The following is a 22,151-nucleotide window of genomic DNA, read 5'->3' on the forward strand; positions in this document are numbered from 1 at the left end:
CTGGTGACCTCGTCCCTTACTTCGCAGCCAGCTCGGCGGCACGCTCGGCCGCGCCGTCCATGGTGTCCACCTGCTGTACGAGCGGGTGGTTGGCATCGGTGAGGATCTTGCGACCCAGCTCCGCGTTATTGCCGTCGAGGCGCACGACCAGCGGCTTGCTGACATCCTCGCCCTTGGACTTCAGCAGCTCCAGGGCCTGGACGATGCCGTTGGCGACGGCGTCGCAGGCGGTGATGCCGCCGAAGACGTTGACGAAGACCGACTTGACGTCCGGGTCGCCGAGGATGATCTCGAGACCGTTGGCCATCACCTCGGCGGAGGCGCCACCGCCGATGTCGAGGAAGTTGGCGGGCTTCACACCGCCGTGGGTCTCACCCGCGTAGGCGACGACGTCGAGGGTCGACATGACCAGACCCGCGCCGTTGCCGATGATGCCGACCTCGCCGTCCAGCTTGACATAGTTGAGGCCCTTGGCCTTGGCGGCCGCCTCGAGGGGGTTGGCCGCGGCCTTGTCCTCGAGCGCCTCGTGCTCGGGCTGGCGGAAGGCGGCGTTCTCGTCCAGGGAGACCTTGCCGTCCAGCGCGATGACCTTGCCGTCTTCGGTCTTGACCAGCGGGTTGACCTCGACCAGCAGGGCGTCTTCCTTGATGAAGACGGTCCACAGCTTCTGGAGGACCTCGACGACCTGGTCCGCGATCTCGGCCGGGAACTTCGCGGCGGCGACGATCTCGGCGGCCTTCTCCTGGGTCACGCCCTCGATCGCGTCCACCGGGATCTTGGCGAGCGCCTCGGGGTTCTGCTCCGCGACGACCTCGATCTCCACGCCGCCCTCGACGGAGGCCATGGCGAGGAAGGTCCTGTTGGTGCGGTCCAGAAGGAAGGAGACGTAGTACTCCTCCTTGATGCTCGCGGTCTCGGCGAGCATCACCTTGTGGACCGTGTGGCCCTTGATGTCCATGCCCAGGATCTGGGTCGCCTTCTCGACGGCGTCGTCCGGGTCGGAGGCCAGCTTGACGCCGCCCGCCTTACCGCGGCCGCCCGTCTTGACCTGCGCCTTGACGACCGCGCGGCCGCCCAGTCGCTCGGCCACCTCGCGCGCCGCCCCAGGCGTGTCGATGACTTCACCGGCCAGCACCGGTACACCGTGCTTGGCGAAGAGGTCCTTCGCCTGGTATTCGAACAGGTCCACGCGCGTCCGTCCCTTTTCCATGGATTTCGCGGTCGTTATCTGCGCGGGCGTGCCGCGGGGGCAGCGTGAGGACGCGATCTATAACGAGGGCGGCACACGTTCGCCGGGTACGCGGCATGTCCGTCTCGCAGGTTATCTCCGCAGGACGTGCGGCCCTAAATCGCAGATCACACTGGAGCGGTGATTACGGTCACAGATCGCGACCGTTTCCATCTATCTCGATACGACAACCGGGCAGCCCCCTCCCCAACGGGGGCTGCCCGGTCGATGTCGTCTGTCTTACGGTTTTACCGATGTCCGGCTTTCACAGCGTGACCGCCGTACGCCCGCCGGAGCGATCAGATGGTCGGGAGCGTGCCCGGAACGGTCGGCAGCTCCACCGGAACCTGCGGGAGGTCGGTCGGCAGCTGCGGCAGCTCGGCGGGCAGCTGCGGCAGCTCGGCCGGAACGGTCGGCAGGTCGGCCGGGAGCTGCGGGAGGTCGGCCGGGAGCTGCGGCAGCTCGGCGGGGACCTGCGGGAGGTCGGCCGGAACGGTCGGCAGGTCGCCCGGGAGCTGCGGGAGGTCGGCCGGCAGGACTGGGAGGGCCGGGATGTTGGCGGCGTCGGTCAGGTCGGTGGGCAGCGCCGGGATCAGGCTCAGCGCACCGTCCTTGGCGTTCCCCACGGTGGTCTGGGCGTTCGCGACCACGCCCGTGGCCAGGTCCTGGGCGAACGGCACGGTGGTGCCCGCCAGGTCCTGCGCGAACGGAAGGGCGGTGGACGGCACGCTCACCACGACCGGCACCAGGCGGTCGACGGTGTCCTGGGCGGCCGGGATCACGTTGGAGGCGGTGCCCAGCGCGAAGCCCTCGGCACTGCCGGTCACGACGTCGACGTACGGGGTGGTGCGGGCCACAGCGTCGTCGGCCAGCGCACCGGTGTCACCGACGGTCTGCTGGGCGACCGGGACGACCTTGACCACGAGGCGGTGCACGGCGGGCGGCAGGAGGTCCGAGGCCACACCGTCCACGACGGGCTGGGTGGTGCCGACGACACCCTGGACCTTGCCGGTCAGCTCCTCCGGGCGGATACCGGCGCCGGAGAGGGAGGCGAGCAGGTCATTGGCCGAACCCGGGGCGGAGGGCAGCTTCGGGGTGGCGGGGAGCTGGGCGGGCAGCTCGCCCGTGACGCTGTCGACGTTCGGCAGCGCGCCGGTGGGCAGCGCGGAGGTGTCGGGCAGGGTCGGCAGCGAGCCCAGGCCGGGGAGGCTGGGCACCACACCGGGGACCTCGCCGGTGGGCAGGTCGAGGTCGGTGGTCTTCTTGACGGTCTTCTCGACGCCCTTGACCGCCTTGTGGGCCTTCTTGACGATCTTGTCCGGCTTGGCGGCGACGTCGCCGGTGAGGCCGTCGGTGGTGTCCTCGACGGTCTTGGTGACGTCAGAGACCCGCGGCAGGTTGGCCCCGCCGGGGACGCGGTCCCGCACGGGGGCGGTGACGCCGTCCACGGTGGAGGCGGCGCCGTCCACGGTGTTCTTCACGGTGTCGGTCACCTTGGAGGTGTCGGCCACACCGCCGGTCACGCCGTCGACCGTCTTGGTCACCTTGTCGGTCGGCAGGGTCTTGTTCACCGTCTTGGTGACGCCGTCCACGGTGCTGGTGACGCCGTCGGTGGCGGGCGCGGCCGGGTTCTCGGCGGCGTTGGCGGCGGCGGAACCGAGCGCCCAGATACCGGTGGCGGCAGCGGCTACGAGGATGGAGCGGCGAAGGTTGTTACGCATGGTGGAGGAAGTCCTTCGAAGTCAAGAGGGGTTTCGGACGGGCAGACCTGACCCGCCCCCGCGCGGCAGGTCTCAACAGACGGGGGTGAGGTCTGCCCTAGCCGGGGAATTCGAGGACTTCGTTGAACCGCTCGCGCGTCGGCGCCGAGCTCTCCATGCGGACCGTGCCGGGCTTCAGCCCGAACGACGGCACACCGGACGGCGGAAGAGCGGCATGGGTGTTCCCGCCACGGGAAGTGCCGCTGTCGCCGGTGCACTGGGAGGTGGCCCCCATCGGGGACCGCGGAAGGGGCAGCGGCGCCGGAGCGCCACCGTCCGGACCGGTACCGGATGCCGCCACCCGCACGGCGGGACCGTGCCCGGTGTGGGAGGCGGGCTCGTCGTCGTGGGTGACGACGGCCGGGGTGTGCACCTCGGGCCCCATCGGGGCCGCGGCGGCGGGTGCCGCCTTGTGCACGGTCACCGGCTCGGCCTCGGCCGCGGGCCGCTCGGCGGCCGGGTCGTTGTGCGCCATGGAGCCCTGGGGGCCCATGCCGACCGCCTCACCGAGGCCGACGTCGGGAAGGCGCACCGGCAGCTTGCCCGCCGCGGTGTCGCCGACCAGGTCGTCTATCGGCTTGGTGATCTTCTGCGCCTGCTGCTCGACCGGCTCCTGTATGGGCCGCACGGCCTCCCGTACGACGTCCTGCGCCGTCTGGGTGGTGCGCGCCACCACGGGCTCCACCCGCTGCCGCGCCCGCTCGACACCCGAGGGGTCGAGCAGCCGGGACACGCTGGAGCGGTCGAGCGACGCGTCCGTGGCACCGCCCCGGTCGCTCTTCTCGGCGGCCTGGGCGCTGCCGCCGAAGAGGAACGCCAGGGCCAGGAAGCCGCCGAGGAAGAGCGCCGCCAGCAGCGCCCGCCGCGCGGCCACCGTGCGCGGCAGGCGCACGGCGACAGGCATGGCGGACACAACAGACACGAGCGGAGCCTTCCGGGAGTACGAGGCGTACAACGGGCACGTAAGCGTGGCGATATGGCTTGTGGGCCGCACTCAGCAGGACGAAATAGCCAACCAGATGGCCGGATTCATGTCCTGGGCGACGGGGATGATCCTTGCACGACCCACTGGGGTCGGCGCAAGCCCCGGATCACTGATGCATCGCCATGTCCGGTATAGGCAGTTGGCGCCGCTCGATGGCGGCGGCCATCACCTCCGGGAAGAGATCGGGGGTACAGGCGAAGGCGGGCGCGCCCAGCGCGGCCAGCGCCGCCGCGTGTTCGCGGTCGTAGCTCGGCGCCCCCTCGTCGGACAGCGCGAGCAGCGCCACGAACTGCACCCCGGACGCCTTCATCGCGGCGACCCGCCCCAGCATCTCCTCGCGTATGCCGCCCTCGTAGAGGTCGCTGATGAGGACGACGACGGTGTCGGCGGGCCGGGTGATCTGCGACTGGCAGTAGGCCAGCGCGCGGTTGATGTCGGTGCCGCCGCCGAGTTGGGTGCCGAAGAGGACGTCCACCGGATCGTCGAGCTCCTCGGTCAGGTCGACCACGGAGGTGTCGAAGACGACCAGCCGGGTGGCGAGGGAGCGCATCGAGGCGAGCACGGCGCCGAAGACCGAGGCGTAGACCACGGAGGCGGCCATCGACCCGGACTGGTCGATACACAGCACCACGTCCTTCTTCACTCCGCGCGCCGCGCGCCCGAACCCGATCAGCCGCTCGGGCACGACCGTCCGGTGGTCGGGCAGGTAGTTCTTGAGGTTGGCCCGGATGGTGCGGTCCCAGTCGATGTCCCGGTGGCGCGGGCGGCTGATCCGGGCGGAACGGTCGAGCGCTCCGGTGAGGGTGGCGCGGGTGCGGGTCGCCAGCCGCTTCTCCAGATCCGCGACGACCTTACGGACGACGGCCCGAGCGGTGTTCTTGGTCGTCTCCGGCATCGCCTTGTTGAGGGACAGCAGGGTGCCCACGAGGTGGACGTCCGCCTCCACGGCCTCCAGCATCTCCGGCTCCAGCAGGAGCGCGGACAGCCCCAGCCGGTCGATGGCGTCGCGCTGCATGACCTGGACGACGGAGGTGGGGAAGTACGTACGGATGTCGCCGAGCCAGCGGGCCACTTGGGGCGCGGAGCCGCCGAGCCCGCCGGAGCGCGCGCCGCTCGCCGCGCCCTGGGAGCCGCCGCCGCGCCCGGCGGTCGCACCGTCGCCGCCGGAGCCACCACCGCCCCCGGAGCCGTAGAGGGCCTCGAGCGTGCGGTCCATGGCGGCGTCGGCCCCGCTGAGCGAGCAGCCGGTGCCGTCGGCGCCCTGGCCGCCGAGCACCAGCCGCCAGCGCCGCAGCCGCTCCTGATCACCTTGGCTGTGGCCGTGGTTGGGGTCGGCGCCGCTGTGGGGGGCCTCACCGTGGGAGGCGGGGGCGCTGTGGGGGGCCTGGTCGCTGTGGGAGGCGGGGGCGCTGTGAGGGGCGGGGGCGCTGTGAGGGGCGTTGCCGCCCCGCGGGTCAGTGCCGCCGCGCGGGGCGCCGTGCGGGTCGGCGTGCGGTTCGCCGTGCGGGTCGGCGTCGCTGTGAAGGGCGCCGTGCGTCATCGGGCTGCCTCCATGGTGTCGTTGGCGTGCGGAGCGGGATCGAGGCCCAGCAGCATGCGCACGGTCGATACGACGGCCGCCGCGCGGTCCGGGTCCAGCCCGGGGCCGAAACCGGGTGCGGCGGGGGCGCCTTGGCCGCCGGTGGGCCCGTCGACCGAGGGGCCCCGGCGGACCAGCTCGCCCAGGGTGCGGCGCACACCCGTGTCGTACGCGGAGAAGGTGCGCCGCAGCAGGGGCAGCACATCGGTGAACGCCTCGGCGGGAACGGAGATCAGCCAGCGGTCCACCAGGCCGAGCAGCCGCTCGTCGTGGACCAGCAGCATGCCGCCGCCCGCACCGCCGCCGATGAACCCCTCGATCCAGGAGGCCGCTTCGGGCGGCTGGGTGCCGGGCGAGAGCGCGAGCCCCATCAGCCGGGCCGCCTCGTCCTCGGCGAGCCGGCCGTCGTCCAGCAGCAGCCGCGCGGCGCGGCCCCGGATCAGCCCGGGGGTGGCGGGGGTGCCATCGCGCCCGGCGAGGGAGCGCAGCATGGCCGCCCAGCGGGCCCGCAGTCCGTCGGCGGCGCCGGGCCCGGCGGATCGCGTCTCCGCCGGCCGTGCGCCGGTTTGCGTGTGTGGCCGCCCCTCCGTCCCGGTCTCCGTCTCCGCCCCTGCCCCCGTCGCCGCTGCCCCGGTCTCCGTCGCTGTCTCCGACAGCAGCCCGATCGCCCGGTGCACGGCCTCCATATGGCGACGCATCTCGGCGGCGCCGTCGGCGTCGAGGCCGACGCAGGCGGGCGGCAGCCCGACCAGGATCCGCTCGGTCAGCCCCACCGCGACCTCGCCGAGCGCGGCGGTGTCGGTGCCCCGTACGTCGCCGTAGCGCACCGAGCGCACCAGGGCGGGCAGGGCCTGGGCGAGATGGCCGACGTCCGCGTCGAGCGCGGCACGGTCGGCGAGCGAGCGCATCACGACGGGAAGGGCCCCGGAGAGCCCCGCGAGCAGACAGCGCTCGGCCAGCTCGGTGACCTCGGCGAGCCCCTTGGCGCTCCGGGCCTCGGTCTCCGCCTTGGCGGTGGCCGCCGACAGCACCGTGGTGCCCCACACCCCCGCCTCGGCGACGCGCACCGACAGCTCCGGCTCCCACCGCAGCCGCCAGGTCTCCCGGAAGGTGCCCGTGCTGCCGCGGGAGACGGCCGGGGTGCCCCAGTCGACGCCCAGCAGCCGCAGCCGGTGCAGCAGCCGGCTGCGCCCGGCGTCGGTCTCCTTGCGCAGGTCCAGCTCCTGCTCGCGCTCCAGCGCCTCGGGCTTGAGCCGCAGCGAGCGCTGCGTGCGTGTCAGATCGCGCTGAAGCGGCACCGCCGGGGCCGTCTCGGGCACTTCGCCCAGGACGTCGCCGACCACCAGCCGGTCCCGCACCAGCGCGATCGGCACATCGGAGCCCTCGCACATCACCGCTCTGACGGCGTCGAGGGTCTCAGCGAGCCCGGCGAGCGGACGCCCGCGCATGGCGGCCAGGGTTTCGGCGAGCCTTACGGCCTCGATGACATGGGCCGAGGAGACCGAGAAGTCCTCGGCCCGCAGCAGCCCGGCGACCTTGGTGAGCCAGCGCTCGACGGGCCGGTCCTGGGCGTGGAAGAGATGGTCGTACCAGCCCGGTGAGGTGATGCCCGCCCCGTATCCGCTGTGCCGCGCCAGCCGCCGGTGCGTCCAGGGCACCCAACTGATCTCGGTCTTGACCTTGGGCAGCCCCTTGAGGAGCTTGCGGTCCGCCGTCACGCTGGTCCGCTCCCCCAGCGCCGGTACGTGCCAGGCCCCACAGACGACGGCGACCTCGTCGTCCCCGAACTCCCGCCGCGCCTCGCGCAGCCGCAGCCGCATATGGGCCTCGCGCACGGCGTCGTCCTCGTGCCCGCCATGCCCGTACTCGGCGCGCAGCGCCGCCATGGCCTCCGCCACGGCCGTGAACGCCTCCGTACCGCCGGTGCCGCGGTGCTCGATGACGTCCTCCCACCAGCGCTCCGGATCGTCGTATCCGGCCGCCTCAGCGAGGACGGACAGCGGATCGACGCGCAGCCGCTCGGCGGAACGGGCGGCCGGAGCGGCCGGAGCACCCTGGCCGCCCGGATCCGCCGGGGCGCCCGGATCCGCCGGACCGCGCGGGTCGGCCTGGTCGCCCAGGTTCGCCTGATCTCCCGGGGCCGCCGGATCGCCCGGTGTGGGAGCACCAGCCGGGGCAGACGCGACCGCCGGGGCAGGCTCAGCTGCCGGATCGGGCGGGACCGCCGGGGCGGGCGGACCGGTCGGGGCGGGCTCGGCCGCCCGGGTCTCCTTCGCCGACATGGCCAGCGAGTTGGCCGCCGGGAGGTCGATGAACCGTACGGGCACCTCGTGGGCCAGCGCCCACTGGATGGCCGCCCACTCCGGGGAGAACCCGGCCAGCGGCCAGAATCCGGCGCGCCCCGGGTCGTCCGCGGCGTGGGCGAGCAGCGCGACGGGCGGGCGCATGTCCTTCTCGGCGGCGAGCCGCACGATCGCGTCCGCCTCCGGCGGCCCCTCGATCAGCACCACCCGAGGCGCACGCGCCTCCAGCGCAGCCCGCACCGCTCGCGCCGACCCTGGTCCGTGGTGGCGCACCCCCAGCAGCAGCGGGCCCGCGGCCCGCGCCTTCGGGGCGCCCGTCATGCGGTCACCTCTCGGCACGCGCGGTAGAAGTCCTTCCAGCCGTCGCGCTCGCGAACCACCGTCTCCAGGTACTCCTGCCAGATGACGCGGTCGGCCGCCGGATCGCGGACGACCGCGCCCAGGATGCCCGCGGCCACATCGCCCGCCCTCAGCACGCCGTCGCCGAAGTGGGCGGCGAGGGCGAGGCCACTGGTGACCACGGAGATGGCCTCGGCCGTCGACAGCGTGCCCGAGGGCGACTTCAGCTTCGTACGGCCGTCGCCGGTCACCCCGTCGCGCAGCTCGCGGAAGACCGTGACCACGCGGCGGATCTCCTCGACGCCCTCAGGGACCTCAGGGAGCTCCAGCGAGCGGCCGATCTGGGCGACGCGGCGCGAGACGATGTCGACCTCGTCGTCCGGGGTCGCGGGCAGCGGCAGCACGACCGTGTTGAAGCGGCGGCGCAGAGCGCTGGAGAGTTCATTGACCCCGCGGTCGCGGTCGTTGGCGGTCGCGATCAGATTGAAGCCGCGGACCGCCTGGACCTCTGCCCCCAGCTCCGGGATCGGCAGCGTCTTCTCGGACAGGATGGTGATCAGTGTGTCCTGCACATCGGCCGGGATGCGCGTCAGCTCCTCCACGCGCGCGGTCATGCCGTCCGCCATCGCGCGCATCACCGGGCTCGGCACGAGCGCGTCGCGGCTCGGGCCGTGGGCGAGGAGCTGGGCGTAGTTCCACCCGTATCGGATGGCCTCCTCGGGCGTGCCGGCGGTGCCCTGGACGAGCAGTGTCGAATCACCGCTGACCGCGGCGGCCAGATGCTCGGAGACCCATGTCTTGGCGGTGCCTGGCACGCCGAGCAGCAGCAGGGCGCGGTCGGTGGCGAGGGTGGTGACGGCGACCTCGACGATGCGGCGCGGGCCCACGTACTTGGGTGTGATCACGGTGCCGTCGGGCAGCGTGCCGCCGAGCAGATAGGTGGCGACCGCCCACGGCGACAGCCGCCATCGCGCGGGACGGGGGCGGTCGTCGGCCGCGGCGAGCGCGCTCAGCTCGGCGGCGAAGGCGTCCTCCGCATGTGGACGCAGCGCTTCCGCGGCTCCGGCGGTCTCTGCCGACCCGCTCATATCGGTGGATTCGGTTCCGGGCACAGTGACGGTCACAGCTCCCCCACGACTCGTTTTCTCGTTCCGTTTCCGGACGCGTGAACCACACTGCACCACCCCACTGACAACCGGGCCCCGGTCGGAAAACGCCCAGGTCAGGGCGATTGTCAGTGGGTGCCCGTACCGTCGCAGACATGAATCCGCAGGGGGAACGCTGGACGGCGGAGCAGGTGCTGGCCCTGGCTCCTGACGCCGCGTCACGCACAGCGGGCAGCAAGCTCGCCGTGACCGGCAAGTGGTCGGGCGCGGGCGCGCTCGGGCGGGCGGTGTGGGGGCTGTGCGCGGGCAGCGGCAGCAAGCCGTACCAGACCGTCGTCGATCTGAACGGGCCCGGTTATCGGTGCAGTTGCCCGAGCCGGAAGTTCCCGTGCAAGCACGCGCTGAGCCTGCTGTTGCGGTGGGCTTCCGGCGAGGGGGGCGTGCCCGCGAGCGAGGAGCCGCCGGAGTGGGCCGAGCAGTGGCTCGGCGGCCGGCGGGAGCGGGCCGCGAAGCTCGCCGCCGCGGCCCGGGATGGGGGCCCGGGCCGCGGCGGTGAGACGAGGGAAGACGCGGGGAGAGGGGGGAGCGCGGGCGCGGCCGATCCGGAGGCGGCGCGCCGCCGCGCCGAGCGGCGGGCCCAGCGCATCGCCGCGGGCGCCACGGAGTTGGAGCGGCGCCTCGCCGATCTGCTCCGCGACGGTCTGGCCGCCGCCGACCGCGCCGGGTATGGGGCGTGGGACGAGACGGCCGCGCGGATGGTCGACGCCCAGGCCCCGGGTCTCGAGACACGGGTGCGGGAGCTGGCGGCGATTCCGTCGTCCGGTCCGGGGTGGCCCGCCCGGCTGCTGGAGGAATGCGCGCTGGCGCACCTGCTCAACCAGGGCTTCCTCCACCTGGAGCGGCTCCCGGAGAAGCTGGCCGCCACCACGCGCACCCGCGTGGGCCTCGCCACTCCGTTGGCCGAGCTGCTGGCGGCCGAGGAGGCGATCCGGGACCGCTGGCTGGTTCTGGGCCGCCAGGACGGCACGGACGGCAGGCTGACCACCCGCAGGATCTGGCTGCGGGGCGAGCGCACGCACCGTATGGCGCTGCTGCTCTCGTTCAGCGCCCCCGGCCAGTCGCCCGAGCTCGCGCTGCCCACCGGCCTGGTGCTCGACGCCGACCTCACGTATTACCCGGCGGCCCGGCCCCTGCGTGCCGCGATCGGCACCCGGCACGGGGAGGCGCCGCAGGACCCGTCTCCAGCTCCGCCCCCGGCCTCGGAGGGGTGCGATGCGCCCCGGGCCCCCGAGGGATGCGATGTCGATACCGCGCTCGCGGCCTATGGAGCGGCGCTCGGGGAGGATCCATGGCTGGACGGCTGGCCGGTCGTGCTCGCCGATGTGGTGCCGGTCCCGGGGGAGGACGGATGGCAGCTGGCGGATGAGCGGAGCGGCTCGGCGCTGCCCGTCGATCCGCGCTGCGCGGGGCGCACCGATCTATGGCAGCTGATGGCGATATCCGGCGGTGGCCCGGTCACCGTCTTCGGCGAGTGCGGCCATCGCGGCTTCTCGCCCATCACCGCCTGGGATCCGACCCCCGTCCCGCTCATCGGCGCAGCAGCGCAGGGAGGCACCCGTTGACCAGTACGACCCCCACCACGTCCGCCCTGTCCACCACCGCCACCGCATCCACCACCTCCACCACCTCCGTCGCCTCCGTCGCCTCCGTCGCCTCCGTCGCCTCCTGGGACGATCTCGTCGCGGCCGCGCTGCTGGGCACCGAGCGGCGCACCCCGCCCGTCGCGCCGCGCCCCGGGCAGGACGCGCCGTCCGCCCTGCTGGACGCGGCCGCGCTCAGCACCGTGCGGCGGCGGGCCGGGCTGCGGCCCGCGCCCGCCCGGCCGCTCCCTGGCCGGGCGCCCGAGGATCCGCGGCCGGCGCTGCCCACGGCCGCCCGCAGCAGGCTGGCGCTGCTGCTCGCCGACCGTTCGGCGCCGGGGCGCGGCGGTCCGCGCTCCGCGCCCGACCTCGCCGAGTTGCTGCCGCAGTGGCTCGCGCTGGCCAATCACCACGGCTATCGGGTGCCCGACGCGCTGCTCCCGGCGCTTCTGGACGCGGCCCGCGCCCGCACCGATCTGCGGCCCGAGGCGCTGACGCTCGGCGGGCCCCGCGCGCTGTGGCTGGCCCGGCTCAACCCGGACTGGAAGTTCGCGCTCCGGGGCGCGGCGGGCCGGGCTCCCACACCGCTCCCGGAGCCGTCCGACGTGGCCGCCGCCCCGGACGACGAACAGCGGCTGTGGGAGGAGGGGCTGTTCGCCGAGCGAGTGTCGCTGCTGGCGTTGGCGCGCCACCGCGACCCCGCGGCGGGGCTGGCGCTGCTCAGCGGCACCTGGTCGACCGAGCGGGCCGAGGACCGGCTGATGTTCCTGGACTCGCTGCGCGACGATCTCTCCCCGTCCGATGAGCCGTTCCTCGAACAGGCGCTGTCCGACCGCAGCCGGAACGTCCGGGCGACCGCCGCCGAGCTGCTCTCCGCCCTCCCCGGCTCCGCGCTCGCCGCACGCATGGCCGAGCGGTCGCGGGGCTGTGTGGCGCTGACCACCGACGAGCCGACCGCCGGGGAGCGGATAGCCGTCCGGCCGCCGGACGAATGCGACAGCGGAATGCAGCGCGACGGCATCGTGGCCAAGCCGCCCTCCGGCCGGGGGAAGCGGTCGTGGTGGCTGAGCCAGTTGGTGGAGGCGACCCCGCTGGACCGCTGGAGCGAATGGTTCGGCGGACGCACTCCCGCCGAGATCGTGGCGCTGCCCGTCACGGACGGCTGGCAGGCGGATCTGCACGCGGCCTGGTGCCGGGCCGCGGTGCGGCAGCGCAGCGCCGAGTGGTGCCGTGCGCTGCTCGGCACCCCGGCGGTCGCGCCGGTCACCGCGGGCGAGGCGGCCCCGGCCGCCTGGCGGGACCCGGCGAAGCTGCTGTCCGCGCTGCCCGCTCGGGAACGGGCGGAGTGGGTGGCCGAGTTCATCGCGTCCCACGGGCTGTCCGACGCCTTCCGGCTGCTCGGGGTGTGCACGGTGCCCTGGGCCGAGCCGCTGGGCCGTGCCGTCGTGGACGCCCTGGACATCGCACGCGACGCGGGCAGCTACCCCTGGAGCTTCAGCGGCGTCATGGGCCTGGCCGAGCGCTGTCTGGACCCGTCACAAGCGGACCGCCTCGAAGTGCTGACGGCGATACCGGACGAAACGGAGGGGGCCGCGCCGGGGGCCGGAGGCTACTGGGCGGAGGCGTTCCAGCGGCTGGTGGGCACCCTCCGCCTGAGAGCAGCCATGCAAGCGGAACTCGCCCCAGCGTGATCCCGAACGGGGTCCGGCCCGGCAGATCCCCCTGGGCCCGGCCCGCGCCTGGGCCCAGGGGCCCCGTCCCCTGCCGGGGTCCGGCCCGTGCTCACGTACCGGGATCGCTCCGGAGCCCCGGTCGCGCTACAGGTCCACAGGCCGAGCTCAGGCCCAGGCCGGGCTTCGGGGCACGGGCGTCGTGCTCGGCGGCGGGCCGGGCATCAGGCTCCGGAGCGGGCTCCGGCATCATGCCCCCCGGGACGAGCCCGGCCTCAGGCTCCCGCCCGATAGTCGGCCCCGTCCCTTGCCGGGGTCCGGCCCGTGCTCACGTACCGGGATCGCTCCGGAGCCCCGGTCGCGCTACAGGTCCACAGGCCGAGCTCAGGCCCAGGCCGGGCTTCGGGGCACGGGCGTCGTGCTCGGCGGCGGGGCCGGGCATCAGGCTCCGGAGCGGGCTCCGGCATCATGCCCCCGGGGCAAGCCCGGCCTCAGGCTCCCGCCCGATAGTCCGATAGCCGGACCTGTCCCCTGCCATACAGCAGCGGTGCCGGGGCGTAGCCGGGCAGCGCGCCGACCGGCACTCCGACGGCAGGTCAGGCAGCCACCGGGCGGACGTTCTTGCGTACCCAGTCCACGATGGACGTCGTTGTCGCGCCCGGGGTGAAGATTTCGGCTACGCCCTGCTCCTTGAGCGGGGGGATGTCCGCCTCGGGGATGATCCCGCCGCCGAAGACCTTGATGTCCTCCGCCTCGCGCTCCCGCAGCAGCTCCAGCACCTTGGCGAACAGGGTCATATGGGCACCGGACAGAATGGAAAGGCCGATCGCGTCGGCGTCCTCCTGGATCGCGGTGTCGACGATCTGCTCGGGCGTCTGGTGGAGCCCGGTGTAGATGACCTCCATGCCCGCGTCGCGCAGCGCCCGCGCGATCACCTTCGCCCCGCGGTCGTGGCCGTCCAGCCCCGGCTTGGCCACCACCACACGGATCGGACCGGTCACACCCATCGCAGCCTCCAAGCCCTTCACACCATCCCCCGCATCGACGTGAACGAACGTTATCTCCAGCATCCCCTACCCGGCAGTTTCGCGGCGCGCAGCGAGGGGGAAATCACACGTGGGACACGTTCGCTGAAGGCCGCACCCGCACCTGCATACGCATCCGCATCCGCGCATGCCGCGCATCCGCCGCGCGGACACCGCATACGCTTCGGGCCGGCCACATCAGGGGAGCCGCAGCGGGGACCGTCGCACCGCGCAGCGCCACCGCGAGCCGCATGGCGCCGCGGTGCGGCGGGCGGTCCCGCGTCACGCGGTCACAGCGCCGATCACCGTGTGGTGGCCGGGCATCCGGCCACCACACGACCGAAGTCGCCCTGACCGGGACCCATGACCACGGCCGACACCGACCGAAGCGACCGGCTGCCCATGAGGGCATGCGGGAGGGGCGCCTCCAGCCGCCTTCCGCACGCCACACCCCGGGAGGTCGGCCGCCATGGGCCTCGTACACATCCAGCACACCCCGGCACACCCGGCACACCCGGCACAGCAAGGCCATCCAGGCCGTTCGGCCCATCCATGCCATCCGGGCCGTCCGGGCCATCGCCCTCGACCTGGTGTTTCTCGCCTGGCATCCGCCAGGTCGAGGAGGTCTGCGCCCGCACCGGCCACAGCCAGGTGGATGTCATCGGGCACGACCTGGGCGGTCTGATCGCCCGTCACTACGTCCAGCGCCTCGGCGGGGACACCCGCGCCCACACCCTGGTGACGCTCGGCACCCCGCACGGCGGCACGCGTATCGCGCCCCTGTTGTCCGCACATCCACTCGTGCGCCAGATGTGCCCGGACTCCGAGGTGATAACGGAGTTGCGGCAGCCTGCCCCTGATTGCCATACGCGATTCATCGCTTTCTGGAGCGATGTGGATCAGTTGATGATCCCGGCGGTGACGGCCCGGATAGACCATCCGGATGTGATCTCCCAGAACATCCGCGTCAACGGAATCGGACATCTCGCCCTGGCGGTGCATTCCGCCGTGGCCACGGGGATCCACGAGGCCCTGGACACCGCCGACGAGGCGTCGGCGGGCGCCTCCGGCGCGTTCTCAAAGCTTCCGAAGCCCCGAAATTGCCGAACGTCAATCGAACACCCGGCCAAGGATGCACGTACAGTCAGCCGAAAGACGGCCAAATGCCCTTTGCCATGATGCTCAAAACTCACTGAAGATTGTCGCTGCCGCGTACTGCCGGGTACAGTCGCCGCTAATTCTCCTGCAGCCTAGGCGAAAGAGAAGTTGGTGGTGAACGACCGTCACCCGTCGGGGGCCTCTCCGACCGTCCCCGCTCCCGACGCCTCATATCCGTACGACGAGGCTTACGGTCAGCGTCAGGACATAGCGCACGGCTACGCCGGGTACGACGGCTACTCCACCGGCAGCTTCACCCACCTCGCCACCGCCTACGGGGACGGCGACCCGCTCTACGGCGACGGCGACCCGCTCTTCGGCGCGCTTCCAGGCGCGTACGACGGCCAGCAGGGCGCCCACAGCGGTCAGTACGACGCCTCGCAGTGGGCCACCGTCGACCAGCAGCACACCGGGTCGTACGAAACGGGCCACTGCGACACAGGCCACTACGACACGGCCCATTACGACTCCGGCGCCTACGACACCACGATGTGGGGCGCCGCCGGCTCTCACCTGCCGACCGGCATCCCCGCCCAGCAGGACGCCGAGACCGGCGCCCAGTGGGACATCGGGGCCTGGGACACGGGCGCCACCGGCCACACCGAGATGCCGGAGCAGTGGGACCAGGGCGCGGGGTACGAGGCCGAGGCGTACACCTCGGGCGTGGACACCGGGCAGACCCAGTTCTGGGACGCCTCCGCCTACACGACCGTGGACGAGGCGCAGTTCGACCACTCCGGCCTCGACCAGCACGCCGGTCTTGACCAGCAGGGCTTCGACCAGCACGGCCTCGTCCACCGCCCCGGGCTCGACCAGTCAGGGTTCGACCAACGCGAGCGCGAGCCGAACAACTTCGAGCAGACAGCCGTCTTCGATCCGAACGCCTTCGATCAAGCCGCCGTCGACCAGACGGCCACTTTCGATCAAGCCGCGTTCGATCAAGCCGCGTTCGAGCAGGCCGCCGCGTTCGAGCAGGCCGCCGTCCCCGAGCAGCCCGGCGCCTTCGAGCACACCGCCGTCTTCGACCCGGTCAAGGACGACCAGCCGTACGATCCGGCCCCCGAAGCGGAACCTGAACCCGAGGCGGCGGCCGTGCGGGAATCCGCCCCCTCCCCCCGCCGGGAGGTGAGCCGCGGTCGCCGCCGTACCCCCTCGTCCCGGCCCAAGCGCTCCGCGCTCCTGACCGTCGCCGTCCCCTCCGTCTGCGCCCTGGGCGTCACCGCCGTGGCGGCCGCCTCGGTCAGCGGGATCGGAAGCGACAAGAAGGACGAGTCCACCACCCAGGCCGCCCCCGACACCGCGGCGGCCCCCGTGAAGCCCTCCGTCGCCAACAGCAAGCTGGACTCCCAGCTCGCCGGGGTCCGCGAAGGCGCCGACGACTTCCGCGACCGCGCCAGCCGCACCCAGGAGCGGATCGACCTCCAGGCACGCCAGGCAGCGGAGAAGAAGCGCAAGGCCGAGGAGGCGGCGCGCAAGGAGGCGCTACGCCCGAAGTTCGCGCTGCCCGTCGCCCAGCACGGCCTCAGCGCCATGTTCGGCCAGGCCGGTATCAACTGGATGTCGGTGCACACCGGCATCGACTTCCCGGTGAGCTACGGGACGCCCGTGATGGCCGCCACCGACGGCACCGTAACGACGCAGTGGAACGACGCCTACGGCAATATGGTCGTCCTGACCAGCCCGGACGGCACGGAGACCTGGTACTGCCACCTCAGCAGCGCCAAGATCCGCTCCGGAACGGTGAAGGCCGGGGACACCATCGCGTACTCCGGGAACTCCGGTAACTCCACCGGCCCCCATCTGCACTTCGAGGTCCACCCCGGCGGCGGCGCGGCCATCGACCCGCTGCCCTGGCTGCGCGGCCAGGGCCTCGACCCCACCTGATCCGGCAGGGCCGCCTCAGCCCCGGGCGCTGATCCCACAGCGCCACCGTGGCGCGCCACCGGCGCACCACGGCCGCGGGCCTACGCCTCGGCCTCGCCCGCTACAGCTTCTCCACCGGTGCGTACCGCAGCAGCAGCCGCTTGGGCTTCTCGTCACCGAAGTCGATCGTCGCCTCCGCGTTGTCCCCGCTGCCCTTCACCGCCACCACCGTGCCGAGCCCGAACGAGTCATGGGTGACCCGGTCGCCGATGGCCAGCGCGACCACCGGGCGCTCACTGGCCCGCCGGGTGGCGAACCCGCTGCCCCCGGCGCGCGAACGCGACGACGACAGACCGGACGACAGCCCTGACGGCGGGGTCGAGGCGGCGCCGCTCATGGACGCCGACGGGGTGGCGGGCCCGGTGCGCCGCCACCGCACATACTGGTCCGGGATCTCCTCCAGGAAGCGGGACGCCGGGTTGTACGCGGGCTGGCCCCATGCGCTGCGCATCGTCGAGCGGGTCAGATAGAGCCGCTCGCGGGCCCGGGTGATCCCCACATAGGCCAGCCGCCGCTCCTCCTCCAGCTCCTTGGTCTGGCCGAGCGCCCGCATATGCGGGAAGACGCCGTCCTCCATGCCGGTGAGGAAGACGACCGGGAACTCCAGGCCCTTCGCCGTGTGCAGCGTCATCAGCGTGATCACGCCGGAGCCCTCGGTGTCCTCGTCCGGGATCTGGTCGGAGTCGGCGACGAGCGCGACCTGCTCCAGGAAGTCCGCGAGGGTGCCGGGGTTCTCGCCCCGGTCCTGCTCGAACTCCAGGGCCACGGCCGCGAGCTCCTGGAGGTTCTCGATCCGGGTCTCGTCCTGCGGATCGGTGGACGTCTGGAGCTCGGCCAGATAGCCGGTGCGCTCCAGCACGGCCTCCAGGACGGTCGCCGGGCCCGCCCCGGACTCCACGATGGTGTGCAGCTCCTCCATGAGCGTGTTGAACCGCTTGACGGCGTTGGCCGAGCGGGCCGCCATGCCGTACGCCTCGTCGACCCGGCGCAGCGCCTGCGGGAAGGTGATCTTCTCGCGCAGGGCCAGCGCGTCGATCATGGCCTCCGCGCGCTCCCCGATACCGCGCTTGGGCACGTTCAGGATCCGGCGCAGCGGGACGGCGTCCTCGGGGTTGGCCAGCACCCGCAGATACGCGAGGACGTCGCGGACCTCCTTGCGCTCGTAGAAGCGCACCCCGCCGACGACCTTGTACGGCAGCCCGACCCGGATGAAGACCTCTTCGAAGACACGGGACTGGGCGTTGGTCCGGTAGAAGACCGCCACATCCCCGGCCCTGGCGTCGTCCGCGTCGGTCAGCCGGTCGATCTCGTCGGCGACGAACTGGGCCTCGTCGTGCTCGGTGTCGGCCACATAGCCGGTGATCTCGGTCCCGGCGCCGGCGTCCGTCCACAGGTTCTTCGGGCGGCGGTTCTCATTGCGCTCGATGACCGCGTTGGCCGCGCTCAGGATGGTCTGGGTGGAGCGGTAGTTCTGCTCGAGGAGGATCGTCCGCGCGCTGGGGTAGTCCTCCTCGAACTGGAGGATGTTACGGATCGTGGCGCCCCGGAAGGCGTAGATCGACTGGTCGGCGTCGCCCACCACGCACAGCTCGGCGGCCGGGGTCTCGTCGGTGCCGGTGCCCACCAGCTCGCGCACGAGTGTGTACTGCGCGTGGTTGGTGTCCTGGTACTCGTCCACCAGGACGTGCCGGAAGCGGCGGCGGTAGTGCTCGGCGACATCCGGGAACGCCTGGAGCAGATTGACCGTGGTCATGATGATGTCGTCGAAGTCCAGCGCATTGGCCTCGCGCAGCCGCGCCTGGTACATCGCATACGCCTCGGCCAAGGTCTTCTCAAAGCCGTCCGATGCCTGTCCGGCGAAGGTCTCCTCGTCGATCAGCTCGTTCTTGAGGTTGGAGATCTTGGCGCTGAAGGACTTCGGCGGGAACCGCTTGGGGTCGAGGTCCAGATCCCGGCAGACCAGCGACATCAGCCGCTTGGAGTCGGCGGCGTCGTAGATCGAGAACGACGAGGTGAAGCCCAGCTTCTTCGACTCCCGGCGCAGGATGCGGACGCACGCGCTGTGGAAGGTGGACACCCACATGGCATTGGCCCGCGGGCCGACGAGCTCCTCGACCCGCTCCTTCATCTCGCCCGCCGCCTTGTTGGTGAAGGTGATGGCGAGGATCTGGCCGGGGTGTGTGCCGCGGGCGCCGAGCAGATACGCGATGCGGTGGGTGAGCACCCGGGTCTTGCCCGAGCCGGCGCCCGCGACGATCAGCAGCGGCGAGCCGGTGTGCTCCACGGCGGCCCTCTGCTGCTCGTTCAACCCCTGGAGCAGGGCGGACGGGTCCACCACGGACCGCGCCGCGCCGTCCCGGTAATGGGACTCCCGGGGCACGGGCGCGTCGAATCCGCCGCTGAAGAGGTGATGCGGCACATCCTCGGCACCGCCGTGGCCAGGGTGCGCCGAATCCTCGGGCGGCGGGGGCTGCTCCTCGTCCGAGGGAGGCCCGAGGTCCGCCAGGAAGCTGTCGTCAAAGAGGCTGCTCATCGCTCACCGAGTCTAGGCCGCCCCACTGACAGCCGACCTACGAACATCACGAAACGGTTTCGGGCAAAACGCCCACCAGCCTTCACAGAAGCCCCACGCGTTGGCTACCGTCCTGCCTCAGGCGGCCCGAAAGATCCGTCGGCGAACCGCGCCGGCACGGGTGGCCTCCGCCGAGTCCGGTATCGCCGTGAGGCGCCCGGAGCCGGGGACCCAACAACGCAAGACCGGGGTGAATCGGCCGGAAACGGTGCGGCACGGACAGTGCCGCCCGGAGACGGCCGTAGGGCAGCCTTCCGAACCGCCCGAACCCGACAGCTAACCCGGTAGGCGGTCCACGGAAGGAGTCGCCTCCCTTGGCGTCGCACCGCAAGCCGCGGAGCCGAATACCCGCCCCGCTCACCGGCCACGGCCGCCGTACGGCCGTCGGGTTCACCACGGCCGCCCTCGCGTCCGTCACCCTCCTCTCCCAGACGGCCAACGCCACGCCCGCCGACCCCAAGCCGGCTACGCAGTCGCTCGAGAAGGTCAAGGAGAAGGTCGACACCCTCTACCACCAGGCGGAGACCGCCACCCAGCACTACAACGCCGCCAAGGAGCGCACCGACCAGCAGCGGGGCAAGGTCGACAAGTTGCTGGACTCCGTCGCCCAGCGCACCGAGAAGCTCAACGAGGCGCGGCGCATGCTCGGCCAGTACGCCGCCGCCCAGTACCGCGACGGCGGGATGGCCCGCTCCGCCGCGACCCTGCTGTTCTCCAACGATCCGCAGGACGTCTTCGACCAGTCGCATCTGATGGACCGGATGACCGGCCGGCAGAAGCAGGCCGTCGACGACTTCCAGAAGCAGCGGGCGGAGGCCGCCAAGGAGCGCGGCAAGGCCAGCGAGAGCCTCGCCTCGCTGACCTCGGCGCAGAAGCAGCTGAAGATCCAGAAGAAGACCGTCCAGGACAAGCTGACCGAGGCCCGGCGGCTGCTGGCGAATCTGACCGCCAAGGAGAAGGCGCGGCTGGCGGCGATCGAGAAGAAGAAGGCGGAGGAGGCCCGCCGTAAGGCCGCCGCGCTCGCCGAGAAGCAGCGGCAGGAGGCCGCCGCGCGCAAGAAGCAGCAGGAGCAGCAGCAACAGGAACAGCAGAACACGGGCAGCGGCTCCGGTTCGACGGCGCCCTCGGCCCCGGCCGACACCTCCAAGGCGGCCCAGGCCATCGCCTTCGCGAAGGCGCAGATCGGCAAGCCGTATGTCTGGGGCGCCACCGGCCCCAGCTCCTTCGACTGCTCGGGGCTGACACAGGCGGCCTGGAAGTCCGCCGGGATCTCGCTGCCGCGCACCACCTGGGACCAGGTGAAGGTCGGTACGCGGGTCTCGACGTCCCAACTCCAGCCGGGCGATCTCGTCTTCTTCTACGACGACATCAGCCATGTGGGCCTCTACATCGGCGACGGGATGATGATCCACGCGCCGAAGCCGGGCGATGTGGTGAAGAAGGCGCCGATCACGGAGATGCCGATCTACGGGAGCGTGCGGCCCTCGTAGACCCCTGGCGCTGGTATGCCGCTGCCCGGGGCCGGACCCCGGGCAGCGGCACCGTCATCGCCTCGGACGCGGCGCTCGCGTCTCGGACGCGGGCTCGCGCTTCGGACGCGGCGCTCGCGCCTCAGGTGCCGGGCTTGCGCCCGTAGACGTACACGTCGTCACCGTTCCGCAGCAGGCTCCAGTACTTCTTGGCGTCGCCCTTGCGCATGTTGACGCAGCCGTGGGAGCCCGGCGGGGACCATACGCTGCCCGCGATCGAGTGGAACGCCTGGCCACCGTCGAAGAACTGGCTGTACGGCATGGCGACGTTGTAGAGCGTCGACCAGTGGTCGATGTGCCGCCAGTAGACCTTCTTCAGCCCGGTGCGGGTCTCGAAGCCGTCCCGCCCGGACCGCACCGGCACCGGTCCGTAGACGAGCCGGGAGCCGTCCTGGACCCAGCTCAGCTGCCGGGTGAGGTCGACGCAGGCGATGCGGCCCTCGTTGGTGGGGCACTTCTTCGCCGCGTTCGGGTTGTGCCCCGCGGCCTTCTGGGCGTTGATGAGGTTCATGACGCCCGAGGTGATCGGGCCCGCGTAGCCGATCGTCGGGCTGATGCCGTGGTCGATCTGGAACTTCTGGATCGCGAGACAGTCCGCCCGCGACTGCCGCCCGTCCACGGGGCGGCCGAGGAACCGCTCGGCCTGCTTCTGGTACGGCCCCGCGGTGGTCGTGCACGACGACGCGGCCATGGTCACCGGTGTCACCGACCCCGCCGACCGGCCCAGTGGCCGCGTCTGGGCCTGCGCCGGACCGCCGACGGCGACCGCGAGCGGCACCGCCATCCCCACCAGCCCCAGAGCCACACCCGCGCGCCGCCCACGACGACTTCTGACTGCCCCCACTACCCCCATGGCCACTCCTCTCGACTGCCCAGCTCTTTACTAAGACAGCTCGCGAGTGCAAATGGTTGCATCGGGATCGTGTCGCAATTGTCGTGGGATTACCCTCAGAACATCAGTTCGTCAGGTCCACAGCACGGCAATGAAGATGTTTGCCGTTGTCAACGCACCCACCGCGCCGAAGGCGGCCGACTCCACCTTCTCCTCATCGCGCTTCACGTACACCAGGCCGAGGATCACGACCAACAGCGCCAGCTTCACACCGATCTTGACGGTGTTGACGCTGTTGTCGTCGGCCTGATTGAGCCCGACCAGCGCGACTCCGGTCACCAGCATGGTCAGCGCGCCGTGCAGCATCGCCGGGATCATCCGGGCCTCGCCCGCGCCCATCGCCTTCAACTGCGAGAAGAAGCCGCCGAGCAGCGCGCCGATGCCGACGATGTGCAGGCCGACGAACACGTGAATGAGTACGTCCATGGCTCCGGAGACTAGC

At 72.2% G+C, this 22,151-nt stretch carries 14 protein-coding genes, 1 pseudogene and 1 riboswitch; of the genes and pseudogenes, 5 read left to right on the forward strand and 10 right to left on the reverse strand.

Features of this window, described 5'->3' with window-relative positions; all coding sequences use genetic code 11:
- Window positions 1–16: 16 nt before the first annotated feature.
- The 6 genes from sucC to NQU54_RS09660 all read right to left on the reverse strand — a co-directional run bounded on the left by sucC (window position 17) and on the right by NQU54_RS09660 (window position 9,282).
- Window positions 17–1,189: an ADP-forming succinate--CoA ligase subunit beta gene (gene sucC / locus NQU54_RS09635; RefSeq protein WP_069870442.1), complete on the reverse strand. Its 1,173-nt coding sequence runs from the start codon at window positions 1,187–1,189 to the stop codon at window positions 17–19.
- A 338-nt stretch (window positions 1,190–1,527) separates the two neighbouring features.
- The gene (locus NQU54_RS49195; RefSeq protein ID WP_306278533.1) at window positions 1,528–2,949 is read right to left on the reverse strand and encodes a hypothetical protein; all 1,422 of its coding nucleotides are present in this window, start codon (window positions 2,947–2,949) and stop codon (window positions 1,528–1,530) included.
- 97 nt (window positions 2,950–3,046) lie between these two features.
- A complete protein-coding gene (locus NQU54_RS09645) occupies window positions 3,047–3,892 on the reverse strand; it encodes a hypothetical protein (protein ID WP_257630691.1) in 846 nt (281 codons plus the stop codon).
- A gap of 187 nt (window positions 3,893–4,079) precedes the next feature.
- Entirely contained in the window at window positions 4,080–5,513 is a 1,434-nt protein-coding gene (locus tag NQU54_RS09650; RefSeq protein ID WP_257630692.1) for a VWA domain-containing protein, read from the reverse strand.
- Entirely contained in the window at window positions 5,510–8,176 is a 2,667-nt protein-coding gene (locus NQU54_RS09655; RefSeq protein WP_257630693.1) for a DUF5682 family protein, read from the reverse strand. Before NQU54_RS09655 ends, NQU54_RS09650 begins: the two co-directional genes overlap by 4 nt.
- Window positions 8,173–9,282 (reverse strand): ATP-binding protein, encoded by a 1,110-nt coding sequence (locus NQU54_RS09660; protein WP_208973742.1) that lies wholly within the window; start codon window positions 9,280–9,282, stop codon window positions 8,173–8,175. The genes NQU54_RS09655 and NQU54_RS09660 overlap by 4 nt, the downstream gene beginning before the upstream one ends.
- Window positions 9,283–9,455: 173 nt before the next feature.
- Between NQU54_RS09660 and NQU54_RS09665 the strand changes: the two genes are divergently transcribed.
- Together NQU54_RS09665 and NQU54_RS09670 are read left to right on the forward strand one after the other, a co-directional pair.
- Window positions 9,456–10,922: an SWIM zinc finger family protein gene (locus NQU54_RS09665; protein ID WP_257630694.1), complete on the forward strand. Its 1,467-nt coding sequence runs from the start codon at window positions 9,456–9,458 to the stop codon at window positions 10,920–10,922.
- A gap of 26 nt (window positions 10,923–10,948) precedes the next feature.
- A complete protein-coding gene (locus NQU54_RS09670; protein ID WP_372505839.1) occupies window positions 10,949–12,631 on the forward strand; it encodes a DUF5691 domain-containing protein in 1,683 nt (560 codons plus the stop codon).
- 575 nt (window positions 12,632–13,206) lie between these two features.
- Here the strand turns inward: NQU54_RS09670 and icmB are convergent.
- Window positions 13,207–13,617, reverse strand: coding sequence for a coenzyme B12-dependent isobutyryl CoA mutase small subunit (icmB, locus tag NQU54_RS09675; RefSeq protein WP_069870451.1), 411 nt, complete (start codon window positions 13,615–13,617; stop codon window positions 13,207–13,209).
- A gap of 570 nt (window positions 13,618–14,187) precedes the next feature.
- On the opposite strand from icmB, the pseudogene NQU54_RS09680 reads away from it, so the two are divergent.
- Window positions 14,188–14,715, forward strand: a pseudogene (locus NQU54_RS09680) (alpha/beta hydrolase); the annotation flags it as partial.
- Window positions 14,716–14,904: 189 nt separating this feature from the next.
- Entirely contained in the window at window positions 14,905–16,677 is a 1,773-nt protein-coding gene (locus NQU54_RS09685) for a M23 family metallopeptidase (protein WP_441005739.1), read from the forward strand.
- Window positions 16,678–16,777: 100 nt separating this feature from the next.
- On the opposite strand, the gene pcrA is transcribed toward NQU54_RS09685, so the two are convergent.
- Window positions 16,778–19,249 carry a DNA helicase PcrA gene (gene pcrA / locus NQU54_RS09690; RefSeq protein WP_257630697.1) on the reverse strand — a complete coding sequence of 824 codons (2,472 nt, stop codon included), beginning with the start codon at window positions 19,247–19,249 and terminating at the stop codon, window positions 16,778–16,780.
- A 158-nt stretch (window positions 19,250–19,407) separates the two neighbouring features.
- A riboswitch (cyclic di-AMP (ydaO/yuaA leader) is annotated at window positions 19,408–19,594 on the forward strand.
- An 8-nt stretch (window positions 19,595–19,602) separates the two neighbouring features.
- Between pcrA and NQU54_RS09695 the strand changes: the two genes are divergently transcribed.
- Window positions 19,603–20,778 carry a C40 family peptidase gene (locus NQU54_RS09695; protein WP_257630698.1) on the forward strand — a complete coding sequence of 392 codons (1,176 nt, stop codon included), beginning with the start codon at window positions 19,603–19,605 and terminating at the stop codon, window positions 20,776–20,778.
- Window positions 20,779–20,899: 121 nt separating this feature from the next.
- Here the strand turns inward: NQU54_RS09695 and NQU54_RS09700 are convergent, their stop codons facing one another.
- Window positions 20,900–21,670, reverse strand: coding sequence for a L,D-transpeptidase (locus tag NQU54_RS09700; protein WP_257630699.1), 771 nt, complete (start codon window positions 21,668–21,670; stop codon window positions 20,900–20,902).
- A gap of 111 nt (window positions 21,671–21,781) precedes the next feature.
- Window positions 21,782–22,135 (reverse strand): hypothetical protein, encoded by a 354-nt coding sequence (locus NQU54_RS09705; protein WP_069870465.1) that lies wholly within the window; start codon window positions 22,133–22,135, stop codon window positions 21,782–21,784.
- Window positions 22,136–22,151 lie beyond the last annotated feature (16 nt).

Origin of the sequence: Streptomyces malaysiensis subsp. samsunensis, assembly GCF_024519315.1 — a bacterium.
GTDB lineage: Bacteria > Actinomycetota > Actinomycetes > Streptomycetales > Streptomycetaceae > Streptomyces > Streptomyces malaysiensis.